11 protein-coding genes are annotated in these 14,417 nt (G+C 36.7%); 1 reads left to right on the top strand and 10 read right to left on the bottom strand.

The genetic code is table 11. From position 1 onward, the window contains the following. Positions 1-144 precede the first annotated feature (144 nt). Together AC4BBR_RS04540 and AC4BBR_RS04535 are read right to left on the bottom strand one after the other, a co-directional pair. Positions 145-1,428: an MFS transporter gene (locus AC4BBR_RS04540; protein WP_490461372.1), complete on the bottom strand. Its 1,284-nt coding sequence runs from the start codon at positions 1,426-1,428 to the stop codon at positions 145-147. Between the two features lie 211 nt (positions 1,429-1,639). Beyond that, a complete protein-coding gene (locus AC4BBR_RS04535) occupies positions 1,640-2,848 on the bottom strand; it encodes a pyridoxal-phosphate-dependent aminotransferase family protein (protein ID WP_490461371.1) in 1,209 nt (402 codons plus the stop codon). A gap of 315 nt (positions 2,849-3,163) precedes the next feature. On the opposite strand from AC4BBR_RS04535, the gene AC4BBR_RS04530 reads away from it, so the two are divergent. Next, positions 3,164-4,804, top strand: coding sequence for a PucR family transcriptional regulator (locus AC4BBR_RS04530; RefSeq protein WP_490461370.1), 1,641 nt, complete (start codon positions 3,164-3,166; stop codon positions 4,802-4,804). Positions 4,805-4,857: 53 nt separating this feature from the next. On the opposite strand, the gene arcC is transcribed toward AC4BBR_RS04530, so the two are convergent. The 8 genes from arcC to allC form a co-directional block, all read right to left on the bottom strand. Next, positions 4,858-5,796, bottom strand: a complete 939-nt coding sequence (arcC, locus tag AC4BBR_RS04525) for a carbamate kinase (RefSeq protein WP_490461369.1) — start codon at positions 5,794-5,796, stop codon at positions 4,858-4,860. A gap of 12 nt (positions 5,797-5,808) precedes the next feature. Then, positions 5,809-6,618, bottom strand: a complete 810-nt coding sequence (locus tag AC4BBR_RS04520; RefSeq protein ID WP_490461368.1) for an oxamate carbamoyltransferase subunit AllH family protein — start codon at positions 6,616-6,618, stop codon at positions 5,809-5,811. Positions 6,619-6,666: 48 nt separating this feature from the next. Beyond that, entirely contained in the window at positions 6,667-7,935 is a 1,269-nt protein-coding gene (locus tag AC4BBR_RS04515) for a YlbE family protein (RefSeq protein ID WP_490461367.1), read from the bottom strand. Positions 7,936-8,071: 136 nt separating this feature from the next. Beyond that, the gene (fdrA, locus tag AC4BBR_RS04510; protein ID WP_490461366.1) at positions 8,072-9,829 is read right to left on the bottom strand and encodes an acyl-CoA synthetase FdrA; all 1,758 of its coding nucleotides are present in this window, start codon (positions 9,827-9,829) and stop codon (positions 8,072-8,074) included. Positions 9,830-9,896: 67 nt separating this feature from the next. Continuing rightward, on the bottom strand, positions 9,897-10,946 hold the full coding sequence (allD, locus tag AC4BBR_RS04505; RefSeq protein WP_490461365.1) for an ureidoglycolate dehydrogenase: 1,050 nt from the start codon (positions 10,944-10,946) through the stop codon (positions 9,897-9,899). Between the two features lie 73 nt (positions 10,947-11,019). Continuing rightward, positions 11,020-12,087 (bottom strand): ureidoglycolate dehydrogenase, encoded by a 1,068-nt coding sequence (gene allD, locus AC4BBR_RS04500; RefSeq protein WP_490461364.1) that lies wholly within the window; start codon positions 12,085-12,087, stop codon positions 11,020-11,022. A gap of 18 nt (positions 12,088-12,105) precedes the next feature. Then, positions 12,106-12,891, bottom strand: coding sequence for a (S)-ureidoglycine aminohydrolase (gene allE / locus AC4BBR_RS04495; RefSeq protein WP_490461363.1), 786 nt, complete (start codon positions 12,889-12,891; stop codon positions 12,106-12,108). Positions 12,892-12,912: 21 nt separating this feature from the next. Further along, entirely contained in the window at positions 12,913-14,139 is a 1,227-nt protein-coding gene (allC, locus tag AC4BBR_RS04490; RefSeq protein WP_490461362.1) for an allantoate deiminase, read from the bottom strand. Between the last annotated feature and the right edge of the window lie 278 nt (positions 14,140-14,417).

The following is a 14,417-nucleotide window of genomic DNA, read 5'->3' as shown; positions in this document are numbered from 1 at the left end:
AGCGATTACATTCACTAAAATTCCAAATATATATTATTTTATGTACTACTTCTATATAAAAATATGATGTGTTTATTTTCTATCAACTATATTTCGTCTCAGAAGATAAACACATCATTATCTCTTTCATATAATTACAAATACTTATTCAGCAGTTGCTTTCTTTTTGTTTAAGTTCGCTAGTAAGAATAGCGCCGTTCCAACTACTAATAAAATAACTGAAATATAAAAACCCATTTCTTTAGAACCAGTGGCATCAGAGATTGAACCCGTCAATGTCGGTGCGATAACTGACGACATCATTCCGAAGAAGTTAAATACGCCTAATGTTGTACCAATACCGACTTTTGGTGCATTTTCCCCAAGCCAAGAAATAATTATCGGCTCTACAGCTAGTTTTCCTAAAAATCCATATAAAATCAAGCCAATTAATAATAATGTTGAGCTTGTTGCTTGTACAGTCAATAATAACATCGCAGCTGCCAAAAATTCCAAGATAACGATAAACTGGACTTTTTTGTGCATAAATTTATCAGCTAAACGGCTGAAGAACAAAGCGCCTGGGATCGATGCAAACGCAACAAGAGATGCAGAAAAACCAATCGCTGCCCCTTCAAATCCACGTTCAGTTCCCAAAAAGTTCGGCAACCAAGTAACCGTCATATAATATGCATAACAAGTAGCAAAATATAAAATATAAGCAAATAACATTTTTGGTGAAAATAATTTTTTGATTGACACATGTTCTTTTTCAACAACTGGAGCTTCTGGTGCAGCAGCCGCTGCTTCAGCTGCCTCTGCCGCCTCAGATTGCGCTAAAAATTCAGCATCTTCTTTATTATTACGAATAATTGCAACAAATGCCACTAACATCACAGCAATCAATGCTACAGAAATGTACATCATTGTTTGCCATGGAAATTGTAATTGAACAACTAAGAAACTAGATAAAATCAAGCCTAAACCAGAACCCACAGCGGATCCACTATTTACAATGGCCGTCGAGAAACTTCTTTTTTCTCGTGGAATATTTTGAGAAGTTAGCGAATATGCTGAACCATAAAAAGAGCCACATCCTAAACCTGCTAAAACACTACCAACGTAAATCATTTGAATGTTCGTTGCTTGAGAAATCAATAAAGCAGCTAGTCCAAAAACGATAAATCCTGGAATCAATACTTTTTTCTTTCCAATTTTATCTACTAAGAAACCTGCTGGAATCTGCATTGCTACATATCCAAAAAAGTAACAAGTAGAAATAAAACCCAGTGCTGTATCAGTGATATTTCCGCCAAGTGACTCATTGATCTGCGGATATGCCGGTGACAAGGCTGAACGATATACCCATATCGTTACCCAACCAGCACATAACAAAATAACAATTTTTTTCCAATAATCCATTCCTGAACCCTTACTTTTTGCATCCATGTCTTTTCCTCCATATGTTATTTTTTAAACGTATGATAACAAAAATGTTTGTGCAATTTTCATTTCAAACATCTAAACAAATAACTTCTTATTCGTTTCAATTGTAAGCGGTAGCAAACTTTCATGCATCATAATTTTTCACAAACTTGTTAAAATGTTTGTGCAATACGAACAATCACTTGTTCTTTCACACAAACATCTTCTAATTTTTCTATTTTTTATAGATTGATAATGCTGCTTTTACAGCCTCACCTTTATTAATAGACGCTCCATAGTAATTAAGGGCACCCTCTAAAGCAGATAACACGTGAAGAACATTAGATTTTCTACTGCTGTATCCCATATTTCCAATACGCCATACTTTGCCTTGAAGCGCACCAAAAGATGAAGCAATTTCTACACCAAACTCATCCAGCATCAGCGCACGAACTGCTTCGCCATCAATACCTTTAGGAATCATGATCGGTGTAACTGTTGGCATTTTAGTCGTCAATTCACCATAAAAACCTAAGCCCATCGCTTTTATACCAGCAACAATTGCTTGATCATTTTGAGCATGTCGGGCATAAACATTGTCCATGCCTTCGTTGATCATCATTCTAAGACCTTCATGTAGCCCGTAAATCATGCTTGTCGCTTCGGTGTGATGATTAATTCGCTCCTCACTCCAATAACGCTGTAACTGGCTTAAATCAAGATAATTACTACTAATATGATTGTCATTGCGGATATCTTTACTTAATCCTAATTCTTTTTGATAACGACTCGTAAGAACTTTTTCCACTCGATCATTGTACGTGATTAATGACAAACCTGAAGGAACGCTCACACATTTTTGTGTTCCTGCAATTGCAATATCAACTCCCCAAGCATCTACTTCAAGAGGTACACCGCCATAGGTTGCAACCATATCGACAACAAAGAAAATATTATTTTCTTTACAGTGTTGACCAATTTTTTCCATTGACTGCATTTGTCCATTCGCTGTTTCACCATGTACCATAGCAACAATTTTCGGTTGAACTTTTTTGATTTCCTCAATGATTGTTTCTTGTTCAAAAGGGGCATCCCATTCTTTTTCAAGATAATGAATCTCTGCTTTAGCACGCTCACAAATCTCTCCTAAAAGATATGCAAAACGACCATATACTGGAATCAATACTTTATCTCCTGGTTCAATCAATGCAATCAAAGCCGCTTCCAGTCCTGAACGAGATGTTCCATCAATTGCAAACGCTTGCTCATTTTTTGTACCAAAAGGAATCTTAATCATTTCTTTTACTTCATCCATAATTTGTAAAAAAGCTGGATCAAATTGACCTAAAATAGAAGCAGACATCGCTCTTAACGCTACTGGATGAGCCTCAACTGGACCAGGTGTCATGATTGTTCTACTTGGTACCGAGATTTCTGAAAACATAACTAATTCCTCTTTTCTGTTTTAATTTTATCCTACCTTTATATCAAAAAAAGTCATTGTCACTTTTGAATAAAAAAATTGAATATTCGGTTATTATGTACAAAACATTCTTGAATCTGCACGCGCTATCATTTAGAATGTAGATATGTTAAGAAATACAGCAATATTATGAGTTGCTGATTTCCCATTAAAGCGTTATCGTGAAGCAGAAAAAGTTAAGATATGCTTGTGGTAAAATATGCCACCCTCAATTTTCACTATTTTTCTGTCGAGTCTGAACAAGTCTGCTTCGCTTTTAAATTAGGAGGACATCTATTGACCACTTTAGAAGATTTATTAAAAATACCAAGATTTTCCGATTTAAAATTATTAACACATCCTACAAAAGCTAATACCATTGTTGAAAGTATCGAGATTTCTGAAACACCTGATGTGGCAAATTTTATTCCTCAAAAAATTTTTCTTTTAACTACAGCTATGGTTTATAAGGATAATCAAAAAGAGCTTATCACTTTGATCGATTCTTTAAAAGAACAAGAAGCTGCTGGCATCGGTATAAAAGTTGGACGGTTTATTGAAGCGATTGATCCTGAAGTTGTCGCTTATGCAAATAAAATTAATTTTCCAATTGTTCAAGTGCCTAGTACTCAACCGCTGGGCGCTTTGTTGCACCAACTTTTAAATTACTTATGGGATACTAAAACAGAGCAACTAAGTTACGCCTTAGACATCCAAAAGCGATTTTCTGATTTATTGATTCATGATGTGAGCATCGCTCGCTTTGTCGCTGATTTTGGTAAAATGATTAACACTCCTGTGATTTTATTAAGCCCTTATCGCAAAGTAATCGCTCATTCAAAACACTTCACTCAGACGTCAAAACCCGCTGAGTATTATGTTGAACAACTCTTTAATAAATACACTAATTGGAATGAAGATAGTCATGCATCATTTATGATCGAAGATTTAAATCAAGAGCTATTGCAGATTGCAGGTTTTTCAGTAACTGTGAATAGCTACTTCCCTCATTACTTGTTGATTTTAAATCCGCAGCAAGTTCCTTATCCAATGTCAGAATTTGCAGTAGAACAAGCCTGTTTAGTCTTGTCATTTATGTTGTATAAAAATCAAAAGATTCAAGAATCTTTAGATTTTCTCAAAAGCGATTTTTTAGGTCAGTTAATCGAATATCAGCAAACACCTCATCAATCAAGACGCGATTGGCTTGACCTAGGTGCAAACTATGGATTAAAAAAAAGCACACAGTATCAAGTTGTCTATGCAGTTTGCAACCAAACTACAACCACTTCAACAAAAATCAAATATCAACAAGAAGAAAGTGATGTTGCTTATCAATGGTTATCGGAAACTTTACCAACAAGAATCAAACATATTAGTATTTTCAAAGTGAAAAATACGAATCATTTAGCTATTTTAATTCAAAGCAGAGTAGATGATTTAGAAAGAATTTTAAGTGATCTATCTTTGGAATTATCTGAAAAACTTCCGATCACTTTAACATTTGCCTTGGGAAATTTGTATGAAACGATCGAACAAATCGCAAGCTCCTTCATCGAAGCAAAAACTGCCTATGAAGAAATGCTGACAATGACTACTAACACACTTACTCATCGCTATCATCCTAAAGGAATGAAAAGCTTATTCGAAAAAATGAGCCTGGAAGACATTCATTATTTCTGTGAATCGACGCTAAAAGAGCTTGCCTATCCCGTTGAAGACTCATTTATCGAACTTCGTAAAACACTAAAATGTTATTTAAGTTTTCAATGTGAAATTTCAAAAACTGCTAAAGAACTTTACTTACATCGTAATACGATTAAATACAGAATTGATCATTGTGCTAAGTTACTCGGAAAAAATATTCAAGATCCCTCAAATAGCTTGAATTTACGTCTAGCTTTAGAGTTATCAGAACGCTCAAACCAGCATCAATAATAAAAATAGAAGTTGAAAGTAAATCGTTTCTTTCAGCTTCTATTTTTATTTTTTTATCCTACAATTCTTGTCCCTGCTCTGCCCAGTAAAGCTTGGTCAGCTTCTTCTAAAGAACAAATAATCGCTGTTTTCCCTTGTGCTGCAAACCCAATAGCAGCTTCCATTTTAGGTCCCATGCTGCCATCAGCAAAATGACCTTCATCCATATATTGTTGTGCTTGTTTTACAGAAATTGTTTCTAATTTTTCTTGGTTTTCTTTACCGTAATTAATATATACGTTGCTTACATCCGTCAACATCATGAAGACATTGGCATCCACTTGTTCTGCTAATTTTTTACCTGTACGATCTTTATCAATTACTGCTTCAATTCCTTTTAGTAGTCCATTTTGATCACGAACGATAGGAATTCCGCCACCACCGCCTGCAATAACGATCGTATTGCGGCTTAATAAATTAACGATCGAGTCTACGCCATGGATCGCTTTTGGTTGCGGAGAAGGTACAACGCGACGGTAACCACGTCCAGCATCTTCCATCATCACCCAATTTTTTTCTTGCTCCATTTTTTTTGCTTCTTCTTCTGTATAAAAAATCCCGATTGGTTTGTTTGGTTTAGTGAACGCTTCGTCTTCAGCAGAAACTTCCGTTTGAGTTAATAACGTAATAACATTACTCGTCAACCCTTTTGTCTCCAATGAATTTTTTAAACTTTGTTCTAACATGTACCCAATAAAGCCTTGAGATTCAGCATTACACACATCCAAAGGAAATGGTGGAACTACATCTTTTGCTTCTTCATTTTGTCTTAGAATATTTCCGACTTGAGGGCCATTCCCATGAGTTAAAACGATTTCATAATCAATTTCTTCTATTTTTGCAACTAGATCTGCGCTAACTTTAACATTATCTAGCTGTACCTCAAGTGTTGCTTCTTGGTTTGGTTTTAAAATTGCATTGCCTCCCAATGCGATCACGACACGATTTGCCATAAAAATCCTCCTTCATTTAGTGCTCAGTAATTTGATTGTAGTCATTAAGCCTGCCAATAAATCAACACCAGATGTGTGTCCAACTGAAATGACTCTCTTAACTATTTTTTCAATGTTTTCTTCGCTACTGTTTGTCATTAATGCTTCAATTAATTTAAGAACCGGTTCACTAAAACGATCCGATATTGCGCATAACAAATAGTGCTTGCTGATATCCGTTGTCACAGATTGTTCTGCTGACAGTTCAGTAAGTAGTAAATTGGTTAGTATAGAACTTTCTTGATTCAATAGCCGTCTTGCTGCAAGATGCCCGACAATCATATCGTCACCAGAAGGAGTTAACCCCAATCCTCTGCCTAAAAGAAAATCAAGTCCTGCTTTTTGTTGTGACTGATTCTCAAAACATAAGTTGTCAATGGCGTCTTTAAAGGGATGCATTTCCTCTAAAAATCGATACAACGTATGTTTACTCCCAGTTTCTTTTACAACTGAATTTGCATATACAAATAGTCTTTTTCGACTGGTTTCCACTATATCTCCTGTTTCCTCAAAGACAGATGAATACTGTTTTCCATGCGTCAGTAACAGATGATTTTTAGAAAAATGCAAACACTTTTGTTCCCAATTAATCCATTCACCAATTTCAATTGTTGATAATAATTGAGTAAAATCATTGGCCTCCAAGTATATACCATTTGGCATAAAAGGATAGTTAGTGGTCGTCACGACCACTAACTGTTGCTCCTTTTCGCCTTGAATATTGAAACTATTCTTATATTTACTGTGAACACGCCATTTTTGTTCTTCGAACTCATCAAACAAAAGAAACTGATCCATAAAACAAGCATTAACAAACACTATTATCACCTTTTATTCTGTAAAACCTAATTTTTTTGCATAAGCTAAAACGGCTTTTTCAAAGCAATCGATCGGCGGCGTTACTGTACCTGCTCCGATTTGACCTAAGCCTGCCTTTTTATTTGCGATCCCTGTATTGATCACAGGAAGGATTCCTGTTTCTACCACTTTTCTCGCATCAATTCCTAGACAAATCCCTTTAAAGTCCCAAGTTGGAACTGGGAAATTAGGGTTAGTGTCAATACAAATTTCTGTCATTTCATTACTTGTATTCAACGCATCATAGAAACCGCCTGAACCAACAAAACGAGTTACTGCTGGTGCTGCGATCATTGCCATACCACCGACGCCAAAAGTCTCAGTGATGGCACTATCTCCCATATCAGGCGCTGCATCTGCTTCACTAAACCCTGAGAAATATAATCCTTGAGGTGTGTTAACAGGACCTGTGAACCATTCATCACCCATTCCAGCAATACGGATACCAAATTCATGACCATTTCTACACATTGCAGTTACGATTGTTCCTTCTTGAATTTGTCTTGCCCCATCCATAACAGCTTTCGCTGAAGCCATCATAATGTTTAAGAAAAATTGATCTGTATCTGCTAAGAATTGAACCACTTCTTCACGTTTTGTTTGATCGATTTCAGTTAATCCAACAATGATTGGCGCCATTTCTTTTAAGAATGCTAATGAAGCAGCAATATTACGTTGGTGGAATTCATCTCCCATAGCAATTGCTTTAGCAACTAATACATTGATATTTAAGCCGTCTTCTTTCGTTTTCAAGGCTGCACTTAAAACAGGAGCTAAAGTGTCTCTCATCCATCTTAAACGATTGATTACTTCATCAGAATACGCACCAAAACGTAATACTGCACCAATACCTTCGTTCATCGTACAGAAAGCGAGATTGCCGTCTGTTTTGTTTTCAACAACTAAGACCGCCATGTTCCCTGAAGTAATTCCACCCATTGGTCCAACGGCATTTACATGATGACAGGGGATTAATTTTACTTCGCCAGATTCTAACATTTTTCTTGCTTCTTCTTCGGTTTCACACCATTCTTCAAATAGTGCCGCACCGACACATGCTCCTTGGATTGGATCAACCATTTTATCATAAGTAATCGGAGGTCCTGCATGTAATAGGACTTTCCCTTCGTTTAATTCTGGGATTACTGTTTTTGCTGGGACTACATCTAATAAGAAAGGAGAACCAGCAACGATTTTTGCTGCTACCGCTTGGTTTGCTTCATCGATTGTTTTATATGACATTTTGATTTTCCTCCGTTAAAAGCTGAATGAGCTTGATCAGCTCCGACTGAAAAATAGGAAAAATAGAATGTGATGCTTTTTACCACAATCTATTTTTATCTTTTTTCTGAGGAGCTAGCTCAGTAAGCTGGATAATTTATTTAGCTAATGCTACTTTATTTAAGAACTGTAATGCTTTTTGCAACGTGATATTTCCGCCTGCAACAGGTTGCCAATCATACTGAACCACTTTACCACCATGATTGATGATCGCTTCAGAGAAACTACGTAAACCGACATTGATAAATCCTTGATTTGTCAATAAGGCCAACATTGCTTCCGTTGGTTCGATTGCAACTGGAGTCACTGCTGGTGTCGATTCGATTTCTTTATCAGTTTGAGTCAATGGATGATCTAAAATAGCTAATGCTAAGCGAACTGCTTGCGCGTTACTATCGCAAATGATCACACCCGCATCTTTCATGATTGTTTCTTGCTCATGGATATTTTGAGGATCTTCATCTGTTCCTACAATCGTGCTGATTACAAACAATTCTCTGCCATCAGAGGCCGCTTGTGCTTTGATTTCTTTGATTGTTGGCGCTAATTCCTGCGCCATATTGGCATGAGAACCATAACCTAATACAACATCCAAAAGGACAATTGCTGTTTCAGAATCTCTGCCCGCTTCTTCTAGCATTTCTTTACGCTTTGTTGGATCAATCATAGGATGCGGTTTTCCTTGAGTGTAAACATCATCCCCTAAATCGATGATTTCATGCCCTTTATTTTTTAAGATAAAGCCTTCTGGTGCGTGTTCGTCACCGGTTAAAGCTAAACCTTCTTTAATTAACATCGCTGCTTCATACGCAAGAGTTCCGCCAGAGTACAAACCTTTAACAAATTTTTGTTCAGGTTTGAAAGAATGAGCTGGAACAGTCAATGTTTCTTTCACTGCTTGAACATTTTCTTTATTCAATAATTGAACAGCCGTTTGTGCAGCTTCTTCTAAAGTATACGCACGATAAAGATTTTCTTCATGAGAGGTTGGTTTTTCACCTAGGAAAATCGTTACAGCAGGTTTTGAAATACTTCTCAAAAGATTTAATACTTCATCACGAACTTCTGGTGCAGGTGGTTTTGAAATAACAACAACCACTTCTGTATTAGGATCTTTCTCTAATGTCATAATACTGTCTTTTAGTGTAATCCCGCCAATTTCAGCTTTTAAGTCACGTCCACCAGTACCGATTGCATTTGTCACGCCACCACCTAATTTGTGGATAATTGTAGTGACTTCTTGAATACCTGTCCCAGACGCGCCAACAACACCGATTTTCCCTTTACGAACAGCATTTGTGAAGGCTACAGGAATACCATTGATGATGCCAGTACCACAGTCAGGACCCATTAATAAAAGACCTGCCTCATGTGCTTTTTCTTTTAATCGTTTTTCATCTTCAATCGAAACATTATCACTAAAACAAAAAACATGTTTCCCTTCATCTAGAGCTTTTTCCATTTCAAGTGCTGCATGCGTTCCTGGAATAGAGAAAACAACTACGCCAGCATCTTTGCCAAGTTCAAACGCTTTATCCCAAGTTTTTACGACCTCTTCCCCAGTTGCATCGCCGCCACCTTTTGTTTGCTCTTCCAAAAATACATCGATTTCTGTCAATACTTGATCAATCAATGAGTCATCTTCAATATCTAATACAATCACCATATCGTTAGAAGAAGCTTTTTCTAACTCATCTGTGTATAAACCACCTGTTTTGAAAATATCTTTATTTGCAGGGGTTCCCATCATTACAGAAACATTATGAACGCCATCGATTGTATTTAATTTGTTTGTTAATAGCATCAATACGATTGAATCTTGATAGCTATTTGTTTTAATTATTGTGTGCAGCATTGAAATTCCTCCTTAAAATATATGAAACAACGTTACGCTTAACTAGATAATTTAGTTTGCAAAAAAATTATTCCGCAAACTTATTTTTATGATCATAACGATCATAATGAATGTCATCACTGATCAGATACTCATAAATATCATCCACAATTTCAATTCCATTTTCTTCATAATTTTTTTCACGTGCACGTCCCCGTTCTCCAGGGTAATTGACTTCTGTGAAACCAGGGCTAGGACTAATTTCTTTTAGCTCATCCAACATTGTCGAGATATTCTTTTTGAACACATCTAAACCAATAAAAAAGTCTGGATTAATCACAATATGAAGTTGTCCTAGTTCACGTCCTTTCGATAAATCATGATACATGGAAGACACATGTTCGCCAAAGGGTACGCCTAGTAAAATACCAGATAGAATGTCTACCATCATCATCAAACCATAACCCTTAGGACCTGCAATCGGCAGCAAAGCATTAACAGCTGTCGAATCTGTTGTAGGATTTCCTTTTGCATCAACTGCCCATGAATCTGGTATCGCTTCTTTTTTAGAACGAGCATGCAGTATTTTCCCCCACGCCTGAACGGTTGTTGCCATATCAAACGTGATAACACGATCATCGTTACTTGGTGCAGCAAAGGCAATCGGATTTGTCCCAAAGTAGGGTTCACTTCCACCAAATGGTACGACCATTGGATCAGATTGACAAACAGACAGGGCGACCATATCTTTTTCAGCCGCTCTTTCTACATAATAGGCAAGCGCTCCACTATGAGAGATATTACGTACACCAACAACTGCTACACCATTTTTCTTAGCCATTTCAATGGCTAGATCCATCGCTTTTTCTGCCGCAACAAAACCTGAACCATTATCGCCTTCAAACATACCGCAACTTGGCGCTGTTTGCTTAAAAGAAAAAGTAGGATTGTTTGTAATGCCACCTTTCGCGATTCTTTCTGAATAATATTCCACACGCATTGCACCGTGGGAATGTATTCCTCTTGCATCAGCAAATGTTAAAACATCACTTACGATTCCTGCATGTTCCTCTGACAAACCAGCTTTTTGTATTTTATTTTTAATCAACTGATGTAACTCTGATTTTTTCACTCTCATTGTAGAGCACCTCCTTATTATATTAGTAACATCATTCCGCTTTGCTATTCTTTTAGTTAGTTTCAAAACAACTTTATTTTTTCTCTCCAAACGCATTTGTATTTTCGTATCGATCAAAATGAAGTGTATCACTCTTTAAATAATCATAAATATCTTTGACAATGTCGATTCCATCAGTCAATGATTTTTCATAATTGATTTGATTGATTTCTCCTGGATAATAGACTTGCTCAAATCCGTCTGCCGCTGGAATTTCATGCAGTTCTTTTACCATGCCATCTACTGATTCTTTGAACATATCTAAATCAGTGAAACGTTTTGGATCGATCAAAATATACATTTGTCCAACGTTACGTCCTTTGCTTATATCGTCATACATAGAAGAAACGTGCTTGCCAAATGGTAACCCTAAAAGCATACCCGATAAGATGTCCACCATCATCATCAAACCATAACCTTTGGGACCTGCAATTGGTAATAATCCATTTACTCTATGAGGATCAGTTGTAGGTTTCCCCTCTTTATCAACTGCCCAAGTATCAGGAATTTCTTTGTTTTTAGAACGGGCATCTAATACTTTCCCCCAAGCTTGAACTGTTGTAGCCATATCAAACACAACTGGTTCGTGACCTTTTCTAGGAGCAGCAAATGCAATTGGGTTTGTTCCAAAATAGTTTTCTTTTCCACCAAATGGTACAACCATCGGATCTGATTGGCACATTGCAATGGCGATCAAATCTTGTTGAGCTGCTTTTTTTACGTAATAAGATAACGCACCACTATGACTTATTTTTGATATGCCAACTGCAGCAACACCTGATTTTTTTGCCATATCAATGGCGTAACTAAGGCCTACATCAGCAACGAATTGCCCAGCACCATTTTTACCGTGAACAATTCCTGAACTTGGTCCCGTTTCCTCAAATTCAATTGTTGGATCAAGCGTCACGCCGCCTTTATCGATTTGTTCTGCATAATATTCTACTCTCACTGCACCATGCGAGTGGATGCCACATGCATCCGCAAATACCAAATGTGTCGCCACTTCATCTGCATGTTCTGGTTTTAATCCAGCTGTTGTTAATTTTTTTTCGATCAAATCATGCAATTCTTCTGGTTTCACTACAACAGTTTCATTCATTCTTAAACTTCCTCTTCATTAAATTTCTGGATCACGGTTGCAATCTTTTGAATAAACATACATTAAAGGTTCATCACGTCCTACAGCGTATGCTGCTTGTTGTACGTATGAACTCATGAAAATGTAATCCCCTTTTTCGACGGGCATCCATTCGTTATCTAAATTATACATGCCTTGTCCAGAAAGTAAGTATGCACCGTGTTCTTGATAGTGTGTTTCGATATAGCCATGACTTGCTCCTGGTTCAAATGAAAGGATATGAAAGTTCATATCAAAACCTAAATCTTTCGGTAAGAAGTCCCATAACAAAACATCTTTCATGCCTTCATATTCGATGGGTTCCATGTCATTTACGTTGCCGACTACTTTATGCGCTTCATAGCCTTCTAAAGGTTGATAGCGTTTTTTGTATAAGAAAATTTCTGTATCAGTATCTTGACCATTTTCTAGATACATCAACGTGCTGGCCGGTAAATAAGCATAGCCACCTTTTATTAATTTATGTGTTTCTGTACCATCATTAACGTTTAAAACACCATCGATTACATAAACGATCGTCTCAATACCTTCTCCACCAAAACCACGTTGATTTTTACCACCTTTGTGCATTGTAATAATGTAATCTACAAAATTTGCTCCTAATTGTTTTGAACCTAAAATTGAACAATCACAGTTTTCAAAACCAGGAATTACATTATTTACTAACCCGTCATGTGGGATCAACGCATAATTATTTTTTTTGATCACAGCTCTAGATGATAATAATCCATCTAGATAACCTGTTTGATTATTTTTATAACCCATTTCTATTTCTCCTACTTTCTTTTATTTATAAGCTAATTCATATAACGTGCTAGCTAATACTTTGACACCATTGACTAAGTCTTCGATATCAGTGGCTTCTGCCGGATTATGGCTAATACCATTAATACTTGGTACAAAGATCATCGCTGTTGGAAAATTAGGTGCAATGATTTGAGAATCATGACCTGCTCCGCTATGCATTACTTTGTATTTCATATTTTCATTAATAGCTGCCGTTTCAATTGCTGTTACGATTTCTTCATTCATAGGTACAGGCGCTTCATCCATCCACAAGTCAATATTGATTTCTAAGCCATGTTCAGCTGCGATATCTTTCATCATCTGCTCAATTTCTTGCGTAAAGGTATGAAGTTCTCCACTATCCGTATGACGGCAATCCATTGTAAACAAGACTTCTCCTGGAACAACGTTTACTGTATTTGGTTTAGGTTCAACTTTACCAAACGTCAAAACTAATGGATCGCCTACTTCTAACGCACGATCGATGGCTTGTGAACAAATTTTAGCAAATCCGTAAACCGCATCCTTACGATAGCCCATCGGCGTTGTCCCGGCATGGTTTGCTTCGCCTTTCAATACAATTGTATAACGTCTTTGACCTGCGATGTTGTTAACCACGCCAATTTGTAATTGCTCTTTTTCAAGAACTGTTCCTTGTTCGATATGAATTTCTACAAACGCTTTGATGTCATCTCTAGCCGCTTTACTTTCATCTCTAAAGTCAAAACCATGACGCTGCATTTCTTCAACAAATTTCAAACCTTCAAAGTCAGCGATTTCAATAACATCTGCTTTTTTCGATTCACCAACAAAATTTTTGCTCCCCCAAAATACTGTTGGGAAACGGCTACCTTCTTCTTCAGCCATCGAGATAACTTCTAATGAACGTTTGGGTTTGCCGTGTGTTTCTAGTAAATACTGGATTGCAACATATGCTGCAATAACGCCAAATTGGCCATCTAAGTTCCCACCGTTAACAACTGTGTCGATATGAGAACCTGATAGAATTGTTTCTTCTGGATGTTCAGTTCCTTCTACTCTACCAAAGAGGTTACCGATCTCATCAAATGAAGCCGTCATGCCGATTGCTTCTAATTTTTCTTTTACAGATTTTTGCGCTTCCAACCAAGAATCAGAATATAATAAACGCGTCATTCCGCCGGTCGGATCATTGCCAATGCTTGATAAGTGATCGATATTTTCTTGTAAAACTTTTTTTAAGTCCATTTGATACATCTCCCTCTTTTATTATCATAACCATTGTAAGCGGTTGCCAGTTTTCATACACTATCCATATTTCACAAATTAACTCCTATCTTTGTGCGCATTAAACATAAATACTGGGATCATTTAGGTTAAAATGGAAATAAGTTAGTGAAATTTTCTGGATTTGCATGCCAAACTACATAGAAAAATGATAAAATACTCCTATGACCAAAATCTATAGCTTATATTTTTCTATTTTACTGTCAGGGCTAAACAAAGACTTTGTACTTTTACTTTAA

The organism is Enterococcus sp. AMC1251 (assembly GCF_058216535.1).
Note: the sequence above shows the minus strand (reverse complement) of the source record. Positions and strands in the feature narration are given on the sequence as shown.